Raw genomic sequence first — 23,731 nt, 5'->3', positions numbered from 1 at the left:
AAGCGTAACGTTGCGAGACGCCTTAGCCTGCCCAGGCTAACTCACCGGTCCTGGTCACATAACGTGCAGCACCCTTACAAACCCCTGGCCACAAGAGCGCACGGCAGCGACAGCATGAGCGAACCTGCGATCGAAACGCGTGCCCCCGTCGGCACTGTGCGGCAACTATTGAGTTGGCGTAACAACATGGCCTGGCTCGTGCTGGGATTCACTTTGATTGTGCTGTTGATGGTTCTGCAACATCAAAGGGCTCAACAAGACCGCGTCGCCAGTCAGCAATTCGAGTTCCTCGTCGAGAAAGCCACGGAGGCCATCGGTAGGCGACTGATCAGCCACGAACAGATCCTGCTCGGTGCCGCAGGTCTGTTCGACGCCAATGACGAAGTCTCACGCCAACAATGGCACATCTACCATGAGCGCCTCGCGCTGGCGGAACGCTTCACTGGCATCCAGGGAATTGGGTTTGCCAAGGCCGTCAGGCCTGAGCAACGCGAAGCTCATATCCAGGCTGTCCGTGATGAAGGCTTCGATGCATACACCATCACCCCGCCTGGCGAGCGTCCACTGTATACACCCGTCGTCTACCTAGAGCCGTTTCGCGACCGCAATCTGGCGGCGTTCGGCTACGACATGTTTTCCGAACCAGTACGCCGCCAAGCATTGCTGGCGGCAGCCGAAAGCGGCCAGACACGCATCACCGGCAAAGTGGAGTTGCGCCAGGAGACCCACGGCCAGAAGCAGGCAGGCCTGTTGATGTACGTACCGCTGTACCGCGCCGGTGAGCCTACCGGCACGCCAGAGCAACGCCTTCAAGCACTCGAAGGCTTCGTTTACAGCCCGTTCCGAATGGACAACCTGATGCGCGGCATTCTTGGCGCATCAGACCCCGACCTGAAACTGAAAATCTACGCTGGCGCGGGCGAGAAAGCCGAACAACTGCTCTTTGCCAGCCGTGAAATCGAGCGCGATAAACCCGCTCGCTACAGCGAGGTCACTCAGCTAGACCTCTACGGACAAAGCTGGACCCTTCGCCTCGAAAGCCTGCCAGAGTTCGACGGTTTCTACCGCGCCAACGATCTCTTGGTGATCTCGCTCGGCGCCGGCTTGAGCCTTATGCTCTTTTTCCTCATCTCTTCGCTATCGCTCAGACGCTCTCGCGCCGAAGCGCTGGCGCAACAGATGACCGAGGATATCCGGGAAAACAAGCGCGCCCTGCAGCTTAGCGAGGAACGCCTCAGTCTGGCTTTGAAAGGAAGCAACGACGGCTTATGGGATCTCAACCTGGAAGCGGGGACCTTCTATGGCTCTCCACGCGCCTGGCACATGCTCGGTTACCGTCCGGGTGAGCTGTCGTCGGATTTGACGTTGTGGGAGAGGGCCCTGGTAAAAGAGGACCTTCCTCAGGCCAAGGCTCAACTGGCTCAGACCATGCTTTCGGCGGTCGATCAGTTCACCACTGAGCTTCGCTTCAGGCACAAGACGGGCAAGATAGTGCCCGTCCTGGTGCGCGGCTATATCCAACGCGACCGCAATGGCCAACCGCTGCGCATAAGCGGGACCAGCATGGACTTGACCGAGCACAAGCGCATCGAGCAGATGAAAGACGAGTTCGTCTCGACCGTCAGTCATGAGTTGCGCACCCCGCTTACGTCCATCAGCGGGGCGCTTGGTCTGATCACAGGGGGTGCCCTAGGCGAGGCCCCAGCAGCCATTCAGCAGATGCTCGAAATTGCCCATCGCAACAGTTTACGCCTGGGCTATCTGATCAATGACTTGCTGGACATGGAAAAGATTTCGGCCGGCAAAATGAGCTTCGACATGCGCGAGCACTCGCTCCGCCAGCTGTTGGATGAAGCCCTGGCCAGTAATCAGGCGTTCGCTGCTCATTTCGGCGTGAATTGCGTATTGCGCGACCCGGTCGACGTGAACGTTTGGGTTGATGGGCTGCGCTTGCAACAGGTACTGACCAATTTCCTATCGAACGCTATCAAATACACGCCCGATGGCGGCCAGGTCACGCTCCACTGCAGCCTATCGGACGCCAGCCACGTGCGCATCAGCGTGACTGATCAGGGGCCAGGCATTCCCGAGGGTTTCCGAGCCCGGGTTTTCGAAAAATTCGCCCAGGCGGACGCATCCGACAGCCGCCAGAAAGGTGGCACCGGTTTGGGGCTCGCCATTACCAAGGAGTTTATCGAGCGCATGGGAGGCCGAGTCGGCTTCGATACGGCAGAGGCCCAGGGCACAACGTTCTGGTTTGAGTTGCCGATACTCGAATCGACAACTTTTGTAGCGGATCAGGCTCAACCCCGGCTGCTGGTTGTCGAAGACGAACCGGACACAGGCCGACTGCTGCTGCTGATGCTACGCGACGCCGGTTATGCCGTAGACCGCGTACAGAGCCTGCATGCTGCACGCTCCAAGCTGTCCACAACCCGTTACGAGGCGATGACGCTTGATATGCATTTACCCGACGGTAACGGACGCGACCTTATCGACGAAGTGCGCCGCACCCCTGAGACCCGAGACATGCCGATAATCGTGATCTCCGCAGCCAGCCATTTCGAGCAAAGCACCGACGACACGGGTGTGACCTGGCTACACAAACCGGTTAGCGCGGCGCAACTGTTGATCGCTCTCGCTGATTCGCTCGAAGGTTCGGAGGATCGGCCCTGAGCGCAAACGCTGTTCCACGTTATCAAGGCCAATAAAAAAGGCGCTGCATTTGCAGCGCCTCGCGATTTGAGCTTCGAGGGTCAGGATCTATGCCTGAATGGATCCCTTGAGTTTGTTCATCGCATTCTTTTCTAGCTGACGAATCCGCTCAGCAGAAACACCGTACTTAGCGGCGAGATCATGCAGCGTAGCCTTGTTGTCATTGAGCCAGCGCTGCTGAAGGATGTCCCGGCTACGCTCATCCAGCGTATCCAGCGCCTCATGCAGGTTGGAATTTGAGTTATCGCTCCAGTCGGCATCTTCGAGCTGCCGCGCCGGGTCGTAGCGATGGTCCTCAAGATAATGCGCTGGAGACTGGTAGGCGCTGTCGTCATCGGCGTCCGCAGAAGGATCGAAAGCCATATCGTGTCCAGTCAGACGGCTTTCCATCTCACGCACCTCACGGGCCTCAACCCCGAGGCTGTCGGCAACACGCTCGACCTCATCGTTGTTCAGCCACGCCAGGCGCTTTTTCTGACCGCGCAGATTGAAGAACAGCTTGCGCTGTGCTTTGGTCGTGGCGACTTTGACGATGCGCCAATTGCGCAGGATGAACTCGTGAATCTCGGCCTTGATCCAGTGAACGGCAAAGGAGACCAGGCGCACACCCATTTCCGGGTTGAACCGCTTGACGGCCTTCATCAGGCCAACGTTTCCTTCCTGGATCAGGTCGGCCTGAGCCAGACCATAGCCGGAATAGCTGCGTGCGATGTGTACGACGAAACGTAGGTGGGCCAGCACCATCTGACGTGCGGCCTCGAGATCCTGCTGGTAGAACAGCCGGCCAGCCAACTCACGCTCCTGCTCGACCGTGAGCAGCGGAATGCTGTTAACCGTCTGCACATAAGCCTCGAGATTGCCTCCCGGGACCAGGGCTTGAACAGGTTGGAGATTAGATGTCATGCAGGTCCTCCAATAATGAAGCTGCAGCAGTTTAGCACTGCCGCATGAGACTGCAAGCGTATGGAAAAGTTTCCTTACAGCCAATAAAATCGTTATAAATCACCGGGTTATCTCGGGGCAAGTTCGCTAAGATGCCTCGCAACGGCAAGCCAGGCCCCGATGTATCCCAGCAACACCGCACCGACGACCAATGACAGCCCATCGTCAATCGGCACGCCTGCCAGACCGAAATCACTGCCATACAAGCCAGCCAACCCGATGACCGCCTCGTTAAGCCAGCCCAGGCCGTAGGCCAGCAATAGCCAGGCGATCAGTCCTGCACCCAGCCCGTACAGTGCACCCATGTAGAGAAAAGGACGCCGCACGTAGCCGTCGGTTCCGCCGACCAGCTTTACAACTTCGATTTCGGTACGGCGGTTCTCAATATGCAGCCGGATGGTATTACCGATCACCAACAACAGCGTCGCGATAAGCAACAGGCTGAGGCCGAAGACGAATCGATCGCCCAGCTTCAAGATCGCGGTCAGCCGCTCGACCCAGAGCAGGTCAAGCTGTGCCTGCTCGACCCCGGGCAGCTCCGCCAGGCGCTGACGCAGCGCTTCCAGATTGTCACGATCAATCTCACTGGGCGTTACCAGAATCACGCCGGGAAGTGGATTTTCTGGCAGCTCGCGCAAGGCTTCGCCAAGCCCTGACAACTGCTGAAACTCCTCCAGGGCCTGCTCACGGCTGATCCAGTTGGCTTCCGATACGTCCGGCATCGCCAGGATCTGCTCGCGAAGCCCCTGCCCTTGCGCCGCATCCACGTCCAATTGCATGAAAAGCGAAATCTGTGCCGCCCGCTGCCAGGAACCCCCAAGACGTTCAACGTTGTCGAGCAGCAGCGCGAGGCCCATGGGCAGGCTCAACGCAACCGCCATCACCAAACAGGTAAAAAAGCTGCCGATCGGCTGCTTGATCAGCCGGCCGACGCTGTCAGCGACGCTGGCTCGGTGGCTTTCCAACCAGGCATGAAACAGCGTCTTGAAGTCCGGCTCGTCGCTCTTGGGTGGCTCGGGCTTGTTGCGTACGCCGCCGGCGCGCTCGGCCGGGTTCGGGCTTTGTTCAGGCGTACTCATCGGGAGGCCTCCCCATCACCGATCAATCGACCTCGCTGCAGCGTGAGCATCCGATGACGCATGCGAGCGATCAGCGCGAGATCATGGCTGGCAATCAGAACGGTAGTGCCGAGGCGATTGATGTCTTCGAACACACCCATGATCTCGGCCGCCAGCCGCGGGTCGAGGTTGCCGGTCGGTTCGTCGGCAAGCAGGAGAGCCGGACGATGAACCACGGCGCGGGCGATTCCGACGCGCTGCTGCTGACCGGTGGACAGGTCGGAGGGGTACTGCAGCGCCTTGTCCTTGAGGCTAACCCGCTCCAGGGCGGTCATCACTCGCTGTCCGATCTCACGCTTGTTCAGACCGAGGATCTGCAGTGGCAAGGCAGCGTTGTCGAATACGGTGCGATCGAACAGTAGCTGATGGTTTTGAAATACGACACCGATCTGCCGACGGAGAAAGGGGATCTGGGCGTTGCTGATTCGGGACAGGTCCTGACCGGCCAGAAGCAGCTGGCCGCTGGTTGGACGCTCCATCGCCAGTAACAAGCGCAACAACGTACTCTTACCTGCGCCGGAGTGCCCGGTGACGAAGAGAAACTCACCGCGTTTGACCTGGAAGGAAAGTTCGTGCAGTCCGACGTGACCGTTGGAATAGCGCTTGCCCACCTGTTCGAAACGAATCATGAGGAGGCTCCGCCCGCCTCTTTCTCGGCAAACAACGCATTGACGAAGGCATCCGCCTCGAAGGTTCGCAGATCGTCAATGCCTTCGCCGACACCGATATAGCGGATCGGCGTACCGAATTGCTTGGCCAGGGCAAAAATCACACCGCCCTTGGCAGTACCGTCGAGCTTGGTCAGCGCAAGCCCCGTCAGCTCAACCGACTGATTAAACTGCTTGGTCTGGTTGATGGCGTTCTGACCGGTGCCAGCATCGAGCACCAGCAGCACCTCGTGCGGTGCTGTGTCGTCGAGCTTGCCCATCACCCGGCGGACCTTTTTCAGCTCTTCCATGAGGTTGTCTTTGGTATGAAGGCGCCCCGCCGTATCTGCGATGAGCACATCGATGCCCCGAGCCTTGGCCGCTTGCACCGCATCGAAGATCACCGAAGCGGAATCCGCGCCAGTGTGCTGAGCGATCACTGCGATATTGTTGCGTTCGCCCCACACCTGCAGCTGCTCGACCGCAGCCGCACGGAACGTATCGCCTGCGGCCAGCATGACCTTCTTGCCTTCGAGCTGCAGCTTCTTGGCCAACTTTCCGATCGTCGTAGTCTTACCGACACCGTTGACCCCAACCACCAAGATCACGAACGGCTGTTTGCTCGCGTCTATCAGCAGCGGCTGCTCGACAGGCTTGAGCAGGCTGGCCAGCTCTTCCTGCAGTGCCTTGTACAACGCACCGCTATCGGCCAGTTCCTTGCGCGAGACTCGGCGGGTCAGGTTCTGCATGATCGCAGTAGTGGCCTCGACGCCGACATCCGCGGTCAGCAAGCGGGTTTCCAGCTCATCGAGCAGGTCGTCATCGATGGCCTTTTTGCCCAGAAACAGACTGGCCATGCCTTCGCCGATGCTGGCGCTGGTCTTCGACAAGCCTTGTTTGAGTCGGGCGAAGAAGCCCAGCTTGACTGGAGGTTCCGTTATGGCGGGAGCAGGCGCAGGCTCGACGGCAATCTCGGCCAGTACAGGCGATTCGGGCACGTCCTCAGGATGAACGAGCTCAGGCGTAGGTTCAGGCTGTGCCTCGGGCTCGACCTGCAGCTCAGCGCCCGGCCTGACCTGCGGCGCGGCTTCGGGCTCCGCCTGGCCTGCCTCAGGCTCGGCGCGAGGGGAAGCTTCGGCCGTCTCTGCCTCACTGAGCGATGCACTATCAGTCTCGTCGGCGAACGGCTGGCTGTCTTCCAACGGTTCGGCTGGAGGCGGCTCGGCCGCTGGTGCTTGTGGCTTTTTGCGAAGCCATCCAAACAGGCCTTTTTTCTCGCCAGCCTCAGCCGGCACCTTCTTATCGTCGTTGGAACCAAACATGGAGAAGATTTTCTCAAGAGGGCGATACGCCAGCGGCCACGCCGCCAGCCAGACGGTCGCTATCCTAGCATTGAGCATCAGCCTTCGCTAAGCGTCGCCATCGCCCCGGCGTTGCCGCCGTCGACCTTGACCCGCTTATGCCTTTGCTCTGACACAGAGCCATCAGTACCATGCCCTGCGTGTGCCCACCAGCCTACGCCGTCGCGGGCGGGATTGATCACTGAACGAGCCTTTCTACTATGACTTCGATGTTACGCCGCGCCGCAGCCCTGCTCCTCGGCAGTCTATACCTACCGATGGTCATGGCTGCCGACCCCCAACCCACCCATGAGTTCTTTCTAGATAACGGTCTCAAGGTCATCGTGCGTGAAGACCATCGTGCACCGATCGTGGTCTCTCAGCTCTGGTACAAGGTCGGCTCCAGCTATGAGTCGCCAGAACAAACAGGACTGTCCCACGCGCTCGAACATATGATGTTCAAAGGCAGCCGCAAGCTCGGCCCGGGCGAGGCCTCTCGCATCCTGCGCGAGTTGGGCGCCGAGGAGAATGCGTTCACCAGCGATGACTACACGGCGTATTACCAGGTGCTGGCCCGTGACCGCCTGCCCGTAGCCTTCGAGCTGGAAGCCGATCGACTGGCGAGCCTGAAGCTGCCTCCTGAAGAGTTCGAGCGCGAAATCGAAGTGATCATGGAAGAGCGACGCCTGCGCACCGATGACAAGCCTAGCGCGCTCGCCTTCGAGCGTTTCAAGGCCATGGCCTACCCTGCCAGCGGCTACAGCATCCCGACCATTGGCTGGATGGCCGACCTCAAACGGATGACCGTCGAAGAGCTGCGTACGTGGTACGAGCGCTGGTATGCCCCCAACAACGCCACCCTGGTGGTGGTGGGTGACGTCACGGTAGACGAAGTACGCACCTTGGCCGAACGCTATTTTGGGCCAATCGAGAAGCGCGAGATACCGATCGCCAAGCGGCCTCTGGAACTGGACGAACCGGGCGAGCGCCGGCTGCGCCTGCATGTGCAAACCCAAGTACCCAGCCTGATCATGGCCTTCAACACACCGAGCCTGGCCACCAGCGAGAATCCAAGGGAGATTCATGCACTGCGGCTCATCAGCGCACTGCTCGATGGCGGCTACAGCGCGCGCCTGCCCAAGCAGCTCGAGCGCGGCGAGGAAGTGGTGACGAGCGCCTCGGCCTGGTACAACGCCTACGCCCGCGGCGACACGCTGTTCGTGATGAGTGCTGCGCCAAACATGCAGAAAGGCCGAACGCTTGAAGAAGTCGAGGCCGGACTCTGGGAGCAGCTGGAACAGCTCAAGCAAAGCGCGCCGTCGGCCGAGGAGCTGGAGCGGGTCCGCGCTCAGGTCATTGCCGGCCTGGTTTACGAGCGTGATTCCATCACCCAACAGGCCACCACAATCGGTCAACTGGAAACCGTTGGGCTCTCTTGGCGCCTGATGGACGAGGAGCTCAGCGCGCTGGAGGCGGTTACTCCAGAGGACATCCAGCAGGCCGCACGCACCTACTTCACTCGCTCGCGCCTGAGCGTCGCCCATGTTCTACCCGAGGAGTCCAGCAATGAGTGATCGCCACCTGTTGCGTCGCGGTCTGCTCGGCCTGGCACTGGCTTGCTGCCTCGGCCTGGCCGCCTGCAGCGAACAAGCGAGCGAGGCGGTCGCCTCGCTTCCGGTGCCTACCGAGGAAACCGTGGCCACACCGTCCGAGTCCGGGCAAGCCATCGCCAAAGAAGCCGAAGCGGCCAGCACGGAGCTGGAGTCCTTGGCCGAGCTCGGCGACAAACCACTGGCGCGCCGTGAACTGGACATCCAGAGCTGGCAGACCGAAGGCGGTGCCAAGGTGCTGTTCGTCGAGGCGCATCAGCTGCCCATGTTCGACCTGCGCCTGACTTTTGCGGCAGGAAGCAGCCATGACGACGGCGTGCCCGGCCTGGCAATGCTGACGAACGCCATGCTCAACGAGGGCGTCGAAGGCAAGGACGTGACCGCCATCGCGGAAGGTTTCGAAGACCTTGGCGCAAATTTCGGGAACGGCTCCTACCGTGACATGGCTGTCGCCAGCCTGCGCAGCCTGACCGCGCCGGACAAGCGTGAACAGGCATTGCAGCTGTTCAGCGAGGTCGTGGGCCAGCCGACTTTCCCGGAGGATTCGCTACAGCGAATCAAGAATCAGGTCCTGGCCGGCTTCGAATTCCAGAAGCAGAACCCGGGCAAGCTGGCCAGCCTCGAACTCTTTGACCAGTTGTATGGTGACCATCCTTATGCGCACCCGAGCGAAGGCACGCCTGAATCGATCCCCGGCATCAGCGCCGCGGAGCTACGCGCGTTCCACCAGAAGGGTTATACGGCTGGAAACGCGGTCATTGCCCTGGTTGGCGACCTAAGCCGCGAAGAAGCCGAAGCAATCGCCGCACAGGTCTCCGCTGCGCTGCCGCAGGGACCGGCGCTGCCGCCCCCACCGTCCCCCAGCGAGCCTACCGCAGGCGCCCACCATATCGAGTTCCCCTCGAACCAGACTCACCTGATGCTGGCGCAGCTGGGCATACCGCGTGGGCACCCGGATTACGCGGCGCTGTACCTGGGTAACCAGATCCTCGGCGGTGGTGGCTTCGGTACCCGCTTGATGGAGGAAATCCGTGAAAAACGCGGCCTGACCTACGGCGTCTATTCAGGATTCAGCCCGATGCAGGTCGCTGGCCCTTTCATGATCAACCTGCAAACGCGCGCCGAACTGGCTGACGGTACGCTGGAGCTGGTTCAGCGTCTGGTTGCCGACTTCCTGCAGACAGGGCCGACGTTCGCCGAACTTGAACGCAGCAAGCGAGAGGTTGCCGGCAGCTTTCCGCTGTCGACGGCCAGCAACAGCGACATTGTCGGCCAGCTGGGCAGCATCGGATTTTACAACCTGCCACTGACCTACCTCGAAGACTTCATGCAACAGGTGCAGGCGTTGTCGGTCGAAGACGTCAAGGCAGCGATGAACAAGCATCTCAGCCCGGACGACTTTGTGATCGTCACTGCGGGTCCGCAGGTCGAGCAGAAGCCGCTACCACCGCCCAGCGATAAGCCCCTCGAACAACCCAGCAGCGTTCCGGAGCATTGATGGCCAACCCACCCGTCCGCCCTTCCGCCCATGGGGGCCAAGGCCAGCTGCGTATCATCGGGGGTGAATGGCGAAGCCGACGCTTCGCTTTCCCTGACGCCGAGGGCCTGCGACCGACTCCTGATCGCGTGAGGGAAACGCTGTTCAACTGGCTCGCCCCCTACCTGTCCGGCGCACGGGTGCTCGACCCCTTCACCGGAAGCGGCGCGCTCTACCTGGAAGCCCTGTCGCGCGGCGCCAGCATGGCCCTAGCCCTGGACGTTAACGCCAACGCAATCGCCAGCCTGCGCAAGCATCTGGATACGCTCAAGTGCGGCCAGGGCCAGCTGCTGCAAAGCGACGCCCTGCGTTATCTGGAAACCCAGAGCCCGACGCCATTCGACCTCGTGTTTCTGGACCCGCCGTTCAACAAGAACCTGCTGCAACCAACCTGTGAGCTGCTCGAAAAACGGGGCTGGCTAGCCAAGCACGCCTGGGTTTATACCGAGAGCGAAGCCATACCCTCCAGCCTTGGCCTGCCTGGCAACTGGCGCCTGCACCGCGAAAAACAGGCGGGCAAAGTGAACTACGCGCTGTGGGAGCGCAGCAGCGAAGACTAACGCTCAGCTGCACTGAGGCGGGTTGCACCACGGCAATCGAACGGCCAGGCCTGCATTGCAAACGAACCAGGTTGACCATGTCCGCCAGCATTCCTGATATCAGCGCCGCACTTGAGATTGACCAACCCTTCGCTCCGGCGTGGTGGCTGCCCGGCGGCCACCTGCAGACACTATGGAACCCATTCTGCCGCCGTGCGCCGCTGCTCAAGCGCCGCCGTGAGCGGCTATGGCTTGCCGATGGCGATTTCATCGATCTGGACTGGCATGGCCCACATGAAGCGGATGCACCGCTTGTGCTGGTATTGCATGGCCTGACCGGCTCCTCGAGTTCGCTTTATGTACTCGGTCTGCAACGGCGGCTTGCGAGTCAGAACTGGGCAAGTGTCGCAATCAACTGGCGAGGATGCTCCGGCGAGCCGAACCTGCTCCCTCGCGCCTATCATTCCGGCGCCAGCGACGACCTGAGCGAAGTCATCAAGCACCTACAGGCCGCACGGCCCCTGGCCCCGCTTTTCGCCGTGGGTTACTCGCTGGGGGGCAACGTGCTGCTCAAATACCTAGGCGAAACCGGCCAGGCCGCGCCGTTGCAGAAAGCCGTGGCGGTTTCCGTGCCCTTTCGCCTGGACCAGTGCGCCGACCGTATCGGGTTGGGCTTTTCGCGGGTATACCAGGCGCACTTCATGCGCGAGATGGTGACCTACGTCAGGGATAAGCAGCGCCTCTTCGCGAGCAAAGGTGACGAGGAACATCTCTCGGCATTGCATCGCCTGGGCTCACTGAAGGGCATGCGCACCTTCTGGGACTTCGACGGCCGCTTCACCGCCCCGCTGCATGGCTACGCCAATGCGACCGACTACTACCGACGCGCATCGAGCCGCTACTTCCTGCCCGACATCCGCATCCCTACGCTGCTGATCCAGGCCGAGGATGACCCCTTCGTTTTCCGCCACAGCATTCCCGAGCCCGATGAACTATCGGCCACTACCATCTTGGAATTGCATGCCACCGGCGGACATGTCGGTTTCGTCGAAGGCACGCCGCTCAGGCCAAACTACTACCTGGAGCGGCGTGTGCCCGAGTGGTTGGGGCTTCGCAGCTGACGAGGGGCGTTCTAGCGGCCCAGCATGAAGGTTTCGTATTCCAGATCTTCAAGCGAACTGGACAGCCGGACCAGCCCTAGCAGCACGCAGGCGAGTACCGACAAGGTAAAGCCGTAACCGAAGAAGCTTGGCCCCATCAGCTGGCTGACAACGGTAAGGACGGCGTTAAGCAGTACAAAGATCAGGCACAACTCGAGCACGATGCTGCGCTTGTCCAGGTAGAAAAAGACGTTCAGCAACGCCATGAATACGACCTGAAGGCTGACCCCGATCAGATCGACATAAAACAGCGGCAGGTAGTACGCCGAGATCCCGAGCCATGCAAGCAGCTTAGGTGCGATCAGGAACAGCAGTACCACCGTGAGGCCCTGAACCTTGCAGATCTCCAACAGCCCCTGACGCACCGACAGAATCATCTGCTGCTTGAGCTGGCCAATATGCTGCAGTGTTTCGCCACCGCGAATGGCTGAATAGACACGGTCATACCACTCCGCGAAGTCGGTTTCGATGCGCACCAGAAACACCGCCATGCCTGGAATGATCGCGAGGTAGGCAAGGAAGATCGGCAGGTCATAGAGCATCGAGGCACGCAGCGGACCGATTACATGGTTGGACGTGCTGGGGTTGAACCAGAATACGATCTTGTCGATCCAGATCCCCAGGTTGTAACAGAGCCCGGTAAAAAGCAGGCTGACGAACACCTGCTTTCGCTTGAAGAAATCGAACGCGACCAGCTGCCGGGCCGGGTATTCGCGAAGGATGTCGAAAAGAAACATGAAGAACAGGCTGGCGTGCCCGATCAGCAAGCCCAGCAACAGCCCTTCAAGCTTCAGGAAACGCAACAGGTACGAGCACAGCACCATCAGCGCATAGCCCACCACCATGACCATCAGGATTCGGTTATAGGCCTTCATGCCGGACAGAAAGATGATGGTCAGCCACAGGTTACAAAGCACCACGAAGTTGGCGAGCATCAGCAGGCGATAAATAAACGGCTGATCGAACAGCAAGCTGAGCAGGAGGAAGCCCAGTACACCGGACGAGACGGTCGTGACCAGAAGGATTCCGACCAGGTTGGGCAAGATCACGTCTTGCTTGTTTTCGAACAATCGATCAGAAATGAAGCGAGTGAAAAATAGCTGCGCGCCACCCGTGAGGATCAGCGACGAAGCCATCAAGTAGGTCACGCTGACCAGGAACTGCCGAATCAGCGACTCCGGCATGACAACCCCCAGACTCATAATGCCGATGAGCATCACGCTGATGATCGACAGGACCCACGGCCCTGAGCTTATGAGCCCGGCATAAACGTATGCGCGAAGCGTAGCCGTATAGGAATCACGCGACAGGATCTTGCGCAGCTCGAAGCCAATCCCTGCCATGTCAAGTGTCTCCCATAGCATTGCGATAGAGCGTGCGGTAACGACCGAGCATGATCGCCTCGGTGTAATACAGATTGACCCGCTGTAGGCCGACTACCTGCGCTGCACGCCACCGCTCAGGATCTTTAAGCAGTTCGACGATGGCTCGGGATGTGGCCTGGGGATCGGCAATGGCCACCACCTCACCTGCGCCACCCAGCGGAGGGTCCTCGTCGGGCGCACCTTCGATCAGTTCACGGCACGAGCCGACATCGCTGGTCACAACTGGCGTACCTGCAGCCCAGGCTTCCAGAATCACCAGCGGCTGCGCCTCGCTGATCGAGGTAAGCACCATCAACCCAAGGTTGGGCAGCAGCTCGTGTATCTGACGGAAGCCGAGAAATTTCACCTTGCCTTCCAGCCCGAGGCTGATCACCAGGCTTCGGCACTCGGCTGCATAGGCGCGATCTTCCTCTTCAGGGCCGACGATCCAACCTTCAGCCTCCGGAATGGCGCTGACCACGCCGCGCATCGCCCTGATGAAGGTCTTTACATCCTTGATAGGCACCACTCGTCCAACCAACCCGACGACAGGCGCTATTCCAGAAGCTCGGCGCTGCAAAGCGCCGTCCCAGGCAGCCATGGCTATTCCGTTGGGGATCACCCGGGTGCGCGCCGGGTCGGCGCCATCCGCTATCTGACGCTGTCGGTTGCCGTCATACAGGGAAATGATCGGATTGGCGGCGCGATATGTCAGCAACCCGATGCGTTCGAAAAACCGGATCCAGAGCTTCCGGATGTAACTGAATTCGGCATCCAGTCCCGTGCGCAGCGCCTCGTCTGGACTTTCCGAAATCCAACTGGCCTGCGCCAGATCAATCTTGCGCTCTTTGGTGTAGATCCCATGTTCGCTGAGCACATACGCGCACTGCCAGCGCCGCTGCAGAATCGCGCCCAGCAACCCTGCGTAACCGGTCGAAACCGAGTGCAGGGCTCTTGCGCGCGGCAACCGCGCCGCTGCTTGAGCGAGCATGACAAGCGGCGCCTGCATCGTGCGTAGCGTCCAGAAATAATTGATGAACGATGGATCGCTGCAGTGCCGAGTGTAGCCGTCGGTGATGGCTTCCCAACTGGACCGGCTGTGCAAGACATCATCGAGACTCAACGTTCCCGAGGCCAGGGTTTCAAGGACGGCTTGACCCTGCTCGATACTGGGCTCTTCAGGATGGTGGAGAAACTGATGCAGTAATCGCATCGTGTCCACGCCCCCCTCTCGCTTGGCGGCCACCACCGCATCGCCTGGGCGCCAGGCACTCTCGAGAAAATGCTCCTCGATGTGCACCACATTCGCAGGGATCTTGTATTGCCGCTCCCCATAGGCTTCCCGCTGACCGCCGATGAAGAACACCGAGAATGTAAATTCTGGCAGACCCAAAATAAGTTGATTGACCCAGCTGGATACGCCACCGCGCACATAGGGCCAGGTCCCCTCGAGCAGTAGGCAAACATCAGCGATGGGCGTTTCTGGTAGCGTTTCGGTCACAGCCAGTACTTCGCAAGGGCAGCAAAAGGTGGGCGTTGTAGAACATCCTCTGACAGCCTGTTCAACTGTTGAGGTACCTCTTCGTAGCGACCCTCGAGGAAGGCGATCTCGGCGCGAAAGGGTGCCAGCATTTGCGCGCCGACTCCCACGGACTCCGCCTGATCAAAATAGGTCTTGGCCGCCTCCAGTCGCGACTGCTCAAGCGCAATCCGTCCGGCAAGGACATGTGCATAGGGATTACCCGCCAGGCTCAGCGTCTGTTCCGCATGTTCGCGGGCTTGCTCCAGCACGTGCTCGAGCACGCTGCCCTGCGCCAGCCCCAGATAGGCGAGTTCCCAGTACCAGCGTGCCAGCGAGTCGTGCAGAGCCCCTCGGTGGGCACCTTCAGCTGCGGATAGCTGTTGCAATGTGGTTTCTATGCGATGGTTGATCTCGCTTTCCTGTTTATCGAGCATCGAATACGCCAATAGCCTGACGTCATCCGCCGGGTCTCGTAATGCCAGTTTGAGGATGGGTATCGCTTCGCGAGCTGGCATCCGCCGTGTGGCGAACAGTGCTGTCAACCGTTTCTCGGCATCGGGGGCGTGCCGCAACACGTCCTGCAGCCCCCCATCGTTGAACATCAGCGCCTTGCCGCGCTCCTGCGGACGGAACGGCAAATCGGGAACACCCATCGAGTCCCAGCTCTGCTCCTGCTGCCGACGCGGCAGATACAACGCCGGAAACACAGCCAGGACCACGCCTAGCGCACCCAGGCCAGGTACAAAGAACGCCAGGCTGAATATGAAAACCGGGCTCCAGGGCAATGGATACTTGTATCGTCGCGGCAAGAGCAGCCAGATACCGGCACTGAGCATAGCGCTGCTCAGTGCGTGGGCGCCGATGTAGAGCACAGCTGCCTGAACGACAGTCAATTGCTCGTGGAAAGCTGCCCAGCTGCCAACCTCGAACAGCAGCGCACCGCTAAATAACCACTTGCTGATCATTCAGAGCACACTCGTTATAAAGGAAATGACGCAACGCCTCGCCGCCTTTGGCCGTAGCCAAATCGTAGGCAAATACCCGTACCTGAAGAGCTTCAAGCGTCTTGCCCTGGCCGAAACGCTCACTGAGCAGCGTATTGAGGCGTAACAGATAGCCCTGCGCGCCCTCACCAGACGTCAGAGGCAGTAATACCAGCACGCACGTATGACCCCGCTGATTGATCACCTTGTGCTGCAGATCCAACCCGCGCCGGCTGCCTTCGATCAGCTGTAGCATTTCCTGGCTATGCGAAGACTCCATTACCTCCAGGGCAAAGAGGCTGGCATCAAGGCCGTGATTCTGTGCATCGCTCAACGAACGCTTCAGGTTCTGGCTGAACGCCTGGCTGTCCGAATCCTCAAGTTGAAGGGTTTGCGGATCACTCAAGATAAGGTCGGCGATGTGGCCGGCAAGGATCGCCAGCAGCCCGAAAATACGGTCATTGAAGGAGAAGAAGGGCATCTGCTCAACGGCCAGTATGGCCAGAATGCGATCCTCGGTATCGATGAGCGGGACGCAGAGCTGATAAAGGGAGTGCTGACGATGCTCGCCACGCTCAAGCAGTTGCTCTCGGATGCTGACCAGTTCACCACGCTGTAGGCACATACGCACCAGCAGATCGCGCTCGTCCAATGGGCCGATCTCCCCGACCGCACTCAATGGCTCCGGTACAACTGAGCCGTCACTCACGCGATAAAGCCCTGCGGCTCGAAACGAGCCATACTGGGCGAGCAGGTTCAACACCGGCTCAGCCAACGCAGCGAGCGGATCATCGCCACGCGGCAAGCTGCGCAGCTGGTTACGCAAACCAACGAGTGAACTGCGCAGGCTCTGGTCGCTGCCTGCGACTCGCTGTTCGAGCCGATCATGCGAGATGCGCAGGATGTAATGAGCGCGGGTGAACTCGTCGAGCCGTAGCTGACGGTAATCGTTCGCCATATCCAGGCGTTCGAGCCGACGCTCCCATATGTCGCGAAATTCGCCAACCAGCATTCCGCTGATCAACACGCCAACGATGAACGACGCGGGCATTTCCGGGTACAGCCCATTGCCGTAACGGTGATAAGCAATCAGTGCGAGAATCAACAGAACCGCACTCACCAGACCACGCATGAAGCCGTAGCGCATACCCAGCAGCAGCGGCGCCATGACAGTCCATGGGAACGTTCCGTTGACCATCAGCGGGTCGTCAGGCGTCAGCCAATAGCCCAGCGCAATCGCCAAGCCGCTGAGAAACCAGGTCTCCAGCCAGGAAACAGGGCCACTTGCGCGTGGCGCCAGGGTGAAGTCCTTGTGTGCCGAGCTGAGCGCCATTATTCGAGACGCAACGCGCCGGCCAGCTCACGCAGCACTTTCTGCGCCGTGCCCGCGAGGCTCTCACGAGACCAGCCGGCGCGCGCGCCGCTCTTGCTCCAGATGATCCGCCCAGTAGCCGGCTCAATCACCTGCAGGCTGATGCCTACGGCTGGCTCGCCGTCCAGACCGCTTTTGTATTGCCACTCTTCCACGCTACCGCTGACGACATAGTCGAGTCGCTCGGACTGCGCCCAGCTAAGCGCTTGTGCAAGGCGTTCACGATCATCCAGCATGGGCAGGTCTGCTTGCGCCACGAGCGGATAGTGGCGCAGTGGCAATCCGCGTTCAGCCAGGACACTCACCAGAATCTGTTCAGCGCGTTCACCCGCCTGTGGCGCCTGCGAGTAGTTCACGATCGGCACGATACCCCAGGCGGCATCACGTGGTAGCGCCGAGGCACGCTGGTCGGTGAAGGTGGTGCAGCCACCGATGAAAAACGCCACGGCCAGCACAGCCAGCAAGCGAATGGATGACATGGTTGGGTCTCCCTGTAAGTCCAGCATCAACGCCCGAATCGGGCGCTATAAGTCAATCCAAGCGTTCCACCCGGCTCGCCCTCACCGTTGCGCGGTGCAGATTGATAACCAAGGGTGAAAGCCAGCTCATCGTCGCCGAACACTCGCATGCCGACGCCCGTATTAATCGCGTAATTGGTTTGCTGCTCGGTCCATTGCCAGCCCGCCTGCACATCAAGCAGCCAGCTGAATTGCGCCGTGCCGCGATTCAACGCACCCGGGAAACCACGACGCCAGGTGCTGCCGACATACAGTTGACCGAAACGCTCCTGCAGGAGATCGGCCGGATCGGCAGCGACTGAACGCAACTCGTCGTGTTCCGTCCGGTATGTCGCGTAGCTGAGTCCGCTGCGTAGCGTCCAGGTGGGTCCTTCGAAGAACACCGCATGGCTGAGCTCCAGATTCGCCTGCTGCCCGCTGCCTACCGCTTCGCCGTCCAGCAGGCTGAAGCGTTGATGAGCCAGCGACCAACTGAGCTGATCGCGCGCGCTGATCGCGTGACTTCCGTTGACGCCCAACCCGTCGCGTTGTCCGAGCGCTCGCAGCAGACCACTTTCTTCGGCCTGGCGCTGCCAGTCAGCACGAAGCTCCAGTGCATCCTTGCTGGTCAGTTGAAAACGCCTGGAAACACCGAAACCAAAGCGGTCACCTTCCTCGTTTTTACTGCTATCCACCGCAACACCGAACGAGCCAGTATCCAGTCTTCGGGTCAATTCCAGTTCGGCGGCTTGCTCTATGCCCGGCCGAGCGTCCAGCAGCCCGCTTCCTGAATAGTCCAGGCGTGAGAGCGAAAGACTCGCATGCCAGTCGTCATCCAGCTGCCGGGCAACGTGCACCGTCGGGCCCTGAAGCGTCAGTGAGCCGAAGTCCTGTCGACGTACACCCACCTGAATGCCCTGCGGGTGGCGCTCCTGCAGGGCCAAGGTCTGGCGACGCAGCTGCTGGCGAACCGAAAGCGGTTGCTCAGCCGACAGAGCGGCCAGACTCTCTGCCATCGCCTGGCTGGTCGAACCCAGACGTTGCAACGCCTCGACACGTTGCGCCGGGTCCAGCCCGCCCTTGGCAAGCAAACGTTCCAGGGTCTGTCGGTTGTTTAACCGCAGCGCTTCTTGCAGCTCGGCGTAGCGGCTGATCTTCAGCCCGTTGCGCCGGGCCCATGCCAGCCACTCACCCTTGAGCGAACTCTGGTTGAGTGCATCCAGCTGCTCGCTGAAGTGATCGAACCAGAGCTGCAACATGGGTCGAGAGCCGTCGCGCCACCGCTGGGCCAGCTCACTCCCCGCAGCGCTCGCGCCTGCAGCAGTCATCAACCTGAGATAGGTCTGGTACTGAGCCGGATCTGCGCCACGCATCGGCATCCCGATATTGCGTAACACGTGACGCCGCAACCGCAGCGCACGGTCCGAATACCCTGCGCTCTCGAGCGCGTCGGCATAGGCTGCCTGCACCAGGTGATCGTCCGGGTTGAGCTGCAAGTAAAGATCGAACCAGTGCAGCGCCTGCGCGCTGCGGTTGAGCAGCAAGTTGGCATTGGCGAAGGGCAACCACAGAGCACTTCTCTTGACCGCCAGGCTCTGCCATTGCCGGAGCAGCGGCCCCAGCGCTGCCTGCTGCCCCTGATCAATGTAATGCCAGAGCAATTGCGGGCGGAATTCGCCCGACTCCGGAAAACGCGCCAGCGCTTCTATATAGATTCGCTCAGCCTCTTTGCTGTCTCCAGCCTCTGAGGCTTGGAACGCTCGGGCGCTCCAAAGCGCGCTGATATCGTTGCTATCAGGCAGCTGACGACCCGCGCGAACCAACGCATCGAGACGAGCCATGTCACGGAGCTGCATGGCCATCTGCAATGCCCGGCTAAGGTTCGCCGGCGTTGGGGTACGCTCCCAGCTGGCAATCATCACATCCAACGCCCGGTTGGGCGCGCTGCGCTCGTATAGCGCTATCAGCCGTTCCTCGATCGTGCTGTCCGGTTTGACGCCCAACGCCTCAAGCCTGAGATAGCTTTCAAGCGCGTCCGCGTCCTGCTCCAACTCCCACGCAAGCTCGCCTCGCAGACGCCAATATTCCTCGTCGGTCACCGAGCCAGTATCAATGGAGTTGAGCCCTTGCCAGGCCACCTGAGGCTTGAACAACTGCCAGTTCAGTTCCGCCCACTCGACTCGCTGGGCAATGGTCAGCCCGAAACCCTGCTCGATGTCGGCCCATATTTCGGCCTGGGCGGCTGGCTGCTGGGTTTGCTCGAGGATCTGCTCCAGACGCATCCAGGCCAGCCGATGTGAAGGATGAATCTGGAGATAATCACGCAGCCACCGCTCGGCCTGCTCGGGCGTGCCTCGCTCGCTATGGCTATAGATAAGCGTGTCCAGCTCCACGTCCAACAATTGCCGACGCGCACCCGTCCCGGCAAGCAACAAGATCGTATTGTCGAAGTCATATAGCTGAGCGGCCAGGCGCCAGGCATGCTCGCGAACCGTCGGGGTATCCTTTACCTGAATCAGCTGCAACCACAAGTCCAGCGCTGCGGTAGTGTGGCCGGTCCATTCACCGAGCTGGGCCACTTGTGCGAGTTGTTCAGTATCCGTTGGGCTGATCGCCGCCAGACGCTGCCCGACGCTCCACGCCTGCTCGAGCTCACCCGCAGCGAGACGCAGTCGAAACTCGGCGTTCAGGGCTGATGGATCATCCGGTTGTAACCTGTGCCACTGCGTGATCGTATCGCTCGCCAAGTCATAGCGGCGGCTGCCGATTCCTGCCTTCACCGCTGCGCCGAAAAGCTCGCCATCGCCCGCGCTCATCAACGAAAGGTTTTGATGAACCAACTCTGCCGCCTTCTCGCTCTGGTCAGCCGACAGCAATGCCGAGAATGCCTGCTGCAGATATCGACGCCGGTCAGCAGTGGTTTGCGCATCCATGAGCTGTTCCGTAAAGATTTCAGCAGCCGCCAATGGCTCGCCAGCGCCCAGATGAGCCTGGGCCGCCTCGCTTAGCCAGCCCTCGCGCTTCGCAACATCCCGCTTTGCCAGGTCACGATAGGCTTGTGCCGCCAAAGCAGGGTCCGTGATGGACAGGGCATAGCGGGCATACCGAATGAGTTGTTCGGTCGAGATGCTGTCTCGGTCTACCGCACTCAATTGATCTTGCAGCGCTTGGCGTGCTTGCTGCGTCAGGCTTTCCTGCTCTGTTTGCGCTTCAAGCACAGCCAACTCGGCTAGGAAAAACCTGACGCTGCCCGATTCGTTTCCTGTCAGTTGATGGACATGCGAGCGGGCCCGCATTAGATCACCCAGCCCGACAAGCTGCTCGATCAGCTTGAGCCGCAGGCTCGTGTCGTCCGGATGCGCCTTGAGTAACAGCTCGGCATAGCTGATCGACACAGCATCAGGCTGCTTCTCGCTCGGCATGAACACGTCTTCGCCGTTATAGGTGAGCACCAGCAATGCACCCAACAGGACTACGATCAGAAGCAGCGCCCAGGGACTCAGCAATCGGGTCTTGTCAGTGGCAGTAGAGTTGCGCATCAACCACTCGAGTCACGGGAAGATCGAACTGCCAGAGGTCATTCTGACCGGTAGCCTGATAACGTTTGCCAGCTACATCGAGTGAGCAACTGCTCGCCGCCCGCACAGAGAAACGCAGCGGCATCTCACCGGCGAATGACACCCTGACCTTGTTCTCGCCGAGATAGTCCCAGCGGAGCAGCGGCAGATTCGCCTGTTCCAGCGCGGGGCGCGGGTCACGCGTATCACGCAGGGCTAACACCGCATTGGGATCGCTCAGGTGTACGTAACGCCCCTGGGGCAGATCGCGAACGCCCGCGACGCCTTGCGAACGAGCCAGGTCCGGCCAGCCCAAATTCGGGTCCAGCCGCAAGGTGCGCAACCCGTCCATTCCACGCAGCTGCCATCGACCATCAGCCGTACGCGCCAGACTCGCCTGATGCAACCCGTGCATGCGATTGATGTACTGGCTCATCCACAGCGAGATCGGCTGCTCGGCCTCCATCGACCGGTAGATGTCCTGCATGACGCGGATCGAAGCCTGCTTGGTGCCCGAATAGAAGTGGTAATAAAGATGCAGCCCTCGCAAGCGGCGCGGCGAATCCGTCAGAGCGAAAGTCTCCATCACGCCGCGGAAGCCGTAATACGGGCCGCGCCACAGGTTGGTGAAGACGTTTTCATTCATGATCGGCGCGTAATACTGGACACCGCCCGCCGTGGGCCTGATCAAAGGCGAAAGGCCCGTCAGCGACGGATAGGCCTTGGTGATCGCTGTGTTGCCACCATTGACGTTCGCCAACCCAGCGTCGTAAGCCAACTTGATCGTCGCCGCGTCCGGCAGCGCATCGCCCGACCAGAAGATCATCTTCACCGGCTTCTTGGCGCTGGTCAGCCGCTCGTTGATATAGGCCGTGGACCCCACCACTTCGCGGTTGAAGTCGATCTTTTCGTAGCCGGGAATGGCCATCATCATCCCGTATTCAGCCTTGAAACCCTCACGCTTCTGTACCCGCTCCGGCTGCCAGAAGAACGGATGGCTGAAACTGTGAGTGGCCACTTCAACCTTTGGATCGGCGAATATCTCGCGGGCGATTGGTTCAAGCTCCCTGGCCAGATGCGGATAGCGACCCTTGGGACCGATCTCACCTTCGATAACCGACACGGAGGTCAAGAACGCGTGAGGCTTGATGAACGCGTCGAGCACCTCACGGCCCGCATAGGGGGAGCCGGTGACCTCGGCACGTGAAAGGAAGCCGTCGCCGTCGATATGTACAGTCGCGATACGACGGCCATTCTCGGTAGTGGCATCCGGGCGTGGCAATGCAGGCAGCCGTAAGGCGCGCTGCACAAATGCGAAAGGATCGAGAATCCAGCGCTGGCTGTCCGGCCCCTCTTCGATGACGTAAGGGGTCAGCGCAATGCCGCCAGCCGGCCCGGTAGCGACCGGAACGTATTGTCTCTGCTCACTGTCGGTCAAGGTCAGTGCCGAAACCGCGCCGCCGCCTTGTACCAAGGTGAGCGGGACGAGCTCTCGCTTACGCACGACCAGAGGCGCCTCGAAGCGACCCAGCATTGCCTCGTCGTGGCTGGTGACGACTACTTCACCCTTGGCAGGAAGCTGAACCCGGCGCAGCCCCATCCGTTTCAAGAGCCTGTCGCTGCTGACCGGCAGCACTGCCATGATTGCCAGCGGAACGGATTCATCGATGCGCGCACCCAACCATTCGTTGAATGCTGCCGCGTCATCAGGCGGTCCACTGGTCATCCAGGTGACAACCCCAGCGTACAGCCCGGCCATCGGGCCATCAGGTAACTGGTCGGCTGCAAAATAGTCCACGCGATAGCCGAGATATTCCATCAAGCCACCCATGAACGTATGGCCTCGATTGGACGTCAGCCCGTTTTCGCGCGGGTCATACAGCACCGCCATCCGCCGGGGCTGCACTTCGACACCACTGATGCCGAGGTAATTGAGGGCAGGCATCGTTACGAACGGCACGAATCCTTCCTGCTGTAGCCGCAGCGCAAGCGCCCGCGCCTCGTCACGCCGAGTCGAAGGGAGGTAGTCGATGGCTATGAGGGGTACGCCTTGTAAGCGCAACGGGTCTAGATGAATGTCGAGCCAGTCCCGGTCGTCCTGGGGAACCGCTCGATAACGCCGAGCGTTGGCGTCCCACCCGGAGTGAATCGATTCGACTGCCACAGCTGCCGCAACACCTGGCAGCTCGGGAAGCACTTCGAATCCACGATTGAAAATAAGCTTGAGGTCTGGCTGCTGACGTTTGAGTTCAGCCAGAAAGTCCCGCAGGGCGACGCGCTGAGCCTCACGCTGGCCTTCAGGCAGTAACTGAAAGCTGTCCAGCGTATCGAGGAAAAGCCCAGCGTACCCCTGGCCCGCCAGCTCCTTGGCGCGCCGCAGCAGATGGCCTCGCCAGGCCTCGGAAGTGAGCAGCATGACCTGGCTGTTCCACGCCTGATTACGAACGCTACTCGCGCCTTGCTCCAGCCCAGCAAGCTTCGCGACGTCCCCGTCATATTCGCCGACCGAAAGATAGGCGAAGGGCTTACTGCCTTGCTGGCGAAGAAATTCGACATCCGCGGGTTTCAGATGCGCGGATTCAAGAACCACCCATTCGAACTGAGCGAGTTCTGCAAGCGGCGGATTAGCGGCGTACCAGATCGCCACACTGCTTGGAGACACCGTGGCATTCGCGGCGACATGCGAGCCCGGAAAGAAAACACTCAAGCAAAGCACGACTGCAGCCGATATACCGAAAAGGCGAGACGTAACTGCACGCGAAAAGCGTTGGCAGGCAAGCGTTTGAAGTATTCGCATCGTCTAATCGGAGGAGGACTGAGCAGACGAC

16 protein-coding genes are annotated in these 23,731 nt (G+C 60.3%); 5 read left to right on the top strand and 11 right to left on the bottom strand.

Annotated features, from left to right (window positions below; translation table 11 throughout):
• Nucleotides 1-114: 114 nt before the first annotated feature.
• Nucleotides 115-2,676, top strand: coding sequence for a hybrid sensor histidine kinase/response regulator (locus JQR87_RS01710; RefSeq protein WP_407293230.1), 2,562 nt, complete (start codon nt 115-117; stop codon nt 2,674-2,676).
• An 87-nt stretch (nt 2,677-2,763) separates the two neighbouring features.
• On the opposite strand, the gene rpoH is transcribed toward JQR87_RS01710, so the two are convergent.
• The 4 genes from rpoH to ftsY form a co-directional block, all read right to left on the bottom strand.
• Nucleotides 2,764-3,618, bottom strand: coding sequence for an RNA polymerase sigma factor RpoH (gene rpoH / locus JQR87_RS01705; protein WP_407293233.1), 855 nt, complete (start codon nt 3,616-3,618; stop codon nt 2,764-2,766).
• Between the two features lie 107 nt (nt 3,619-3,725).
• Nucleotides 3,726-4,736: a permease-like cell division protein FtsX gene (ftsX, locus tag JQR87_RS01700; RefSeq protein ID WP_407293236.1), complete on the bottom strand. Its 1,011-nt coding sequence runs from the start codon at nt 4,734-4,736 to the stop codon at nt 3,726-3,728.
• Nucleotides 4,733-5,404, bottom strand: a complete 672-nt coding sequence (gene ftsE / locus JQR87_RS01695; protein WP_407293238.1) for a cell division ATP-binding protein FtsE — start codon at nt 5,402-5,404, stop codon at nt 4,733-4,735. Before ftsE ends, ftsX begins: the two co-directional genes overlap by 4 nt.
• Nucleotides 5,401-6,744, bottom strand: coding sequence for a signal recognition particle-docking protein FtsY (ftsY, locus tag JQR87_RS01690; RefSeq protein ID WP_407297859.1), 1,344 nt, complete (start codon nt 6,742-6,744; stop codon nt 5,401-5,403). Before ftsY ends, ftsE begins: the two co-directional genes overlap by 4 nt.
• Nucleotides 6,745-6,983: 239 nt before the next feature.
• On the opposite strand from ftsY, the gene JQR87_RS01685 reads away from it, so the two are divergent.
• From JQR87_RS01685 to JQR87_RS01670, 4 genes are all read left to right on the top strand, one after another.
• Nucleotides 6,984-8,336, top strand: a complete 1,353-nt coding sequence (locus JQR87_RS01685; RefSeq protein ID WP_407293240.1) for a M16 family metallopeptidase — start codon at nt 6,984-6,986, stop codon at nt 8,334-8,336.
• Nucleotides 8,329-9,870, top strand: coding sequence for a M16 family metallopeptidase (locus JQR87_RS01680; RefSeq protein WP_407293242.1), 1,542 nt, complete (start codon nt 8,329-8,331; stop codon nt 9,868-9,870). The genes JQR87_RS01685 and JQR87_RS01680 overlap by 8 nt, the downstream gene beginning before the upstream one ends.
• Nucleotides 9,870-10,469, top strand: coding sequence for a 16S rRNA (guanine(966)-N(2))-methyltransferase RsmD (gene rsmD / locus JQR87_RS01675; RefSeq protein ID WP_407293244.1), 600 nt, complete (start codon nt 9,870-9,872; stop codon nt 10,467-10,469). Before JQR87_RS01680 ends, rsmD begins: the two co-directional genes overlap by 1 nt.
• A 77-nt stretch (nt 10,470-10,546) precedes the next feature.
• Nucleotides 10,547-11,569 carry a hydrolase gene (locus JQR87_RS01670; RefSeq protein WP_407293247.1) on the top strand — a complete coding sequence of 341 codons (1,023 nt, stop codon included), beginning with the start codon at nt 10,547-10,549 and terminating at the stop codon, nt 11,567-11,569.
• A gap of 11 nt (nt 11,570-11,580) precedes the next feature.
• Here the strand turns inward: JQR87_RS01670 and pelG are convergent, their stop codons facing one another.
• From pelG to JQR87_RS01635, 7 genes are read right to left on the bottom strand one after another with little or no spacing between them, the layout of a single operon-like run.
• The gene (gene pelG, locus JQR87_RS01665; RefSeq protein ID WP_407293249.1) at nt 11,581-12,951 is read right to left on the bottom strand and encodes an exopolysaccharide Pel transporter PelG; all 1,371 of its coding nucleotides are present in this window, start codon (nt 12,949-12,951) and stop codon (nt 11,581-11,583) included.
• Nucleotide 12,952: 1 nt separating this feature from the next.
• Nucleotides 12,953-14,473: a GT4 family glycosyltransferase PelF gene (pelF, locus tag JQR87_RS01660; protein ID WP_407293252.1), complete on the bottom strand. Its 1,521-nt coding sequence runs from the start codon at nt 14,471-14,473 to the stop codon at nt 12,953-12,955.
• The gene (locus tag JQR87_RS01655) at nt 14,470-15,459 is read right to left on the bottom strand and encodes a tetratricopeptide repeat protein (RefSeq protein WP_407293254.1); all 990 of its coding nucleotides are present in this window, start codon (nt 15,457-15,459) and stop codon (nt 14,470-14,472) included. Before JQR87_RS01655 ends, pelF begins: the two co-directional genes overlap by 4 nt.
• Nucleotides 15,437-16,810 carry a PelD GGDEF domain-containing protein gene (locus tag JQR87_RS01650; RefSeq protein ID WP_407293256.1) on the bottom strand — a complete coding sequence of 458 codons (1,374 nt, stop codon included), beginning with the start codon at nt 16,808-16,810 and terminating at the stop codon, nt 15,437-15,439. Before JQR87_RS01650 ends, JQR87_RS01655 begins: the two co-directional genes overlap by 23 nt.
• Nucleotides 16,810-17,328: a penicillin-binding protein activator LpoB gene (locus JQR87_RS01645; RefSeq protein ID WP_407293257.1), complete on the bottom strand. Its 519-nt coding sequence runs from the start codon at nt 17,326-17,328 to the stop codon at nt 16,810-16,812. The genes JQR87_RS01650 and JQR87_RS01645 overlap by 1 nt, the downstream gene beginning before the upstream one ends.
• A gap of 26 nt (nt 17,329-17,354) precedes the next feature.
• Nucleotides 17,355-20,885 (bottom strand): tetratricopeptide repeat protein, encoded by a 3,531-nt coding sequence (locus tag JQR87_RS01640; protein ID WP_407293260.1) that lies wholly within the window; start codon nt 20,883-20,885, stop codon nt 17,355-17,357.
• Complete coding sequence (locus JQR87_RS01635; RefSeq protein ID WP_407293262.1) at nt 20,863-23,700, bottom strand: endo alpha-1,4 polygalactosaminidase; 2,838 nt, start codon at nt 23,698-23,700, stop codon at nt 20,863-20,865. Before JQR87_RS01635 ends, JQR87_RS01640 begins: the two co-directional genes overlap by 23 nt.
• Between the last annotated feature and the right edge of the window lie 31 nt (nt 23,701-23,731).

Origin of the sequence: Stutzerimonas stutzeri (assembly GCF_051028275.1) — a bacterium.
GTDB lineage: Bacteria > Pseudomonadota > Gammaproteobacteria > Pseudomonadales > Pseudomonadaceae > Stutzerimonas > Stutzerimonas stutzeri_AS.
The sequence above is the reverse complement of the archived record's forward strand: the minus strand, read 5'-3'. Positions and strand labels throughout refer to the sequence as shown.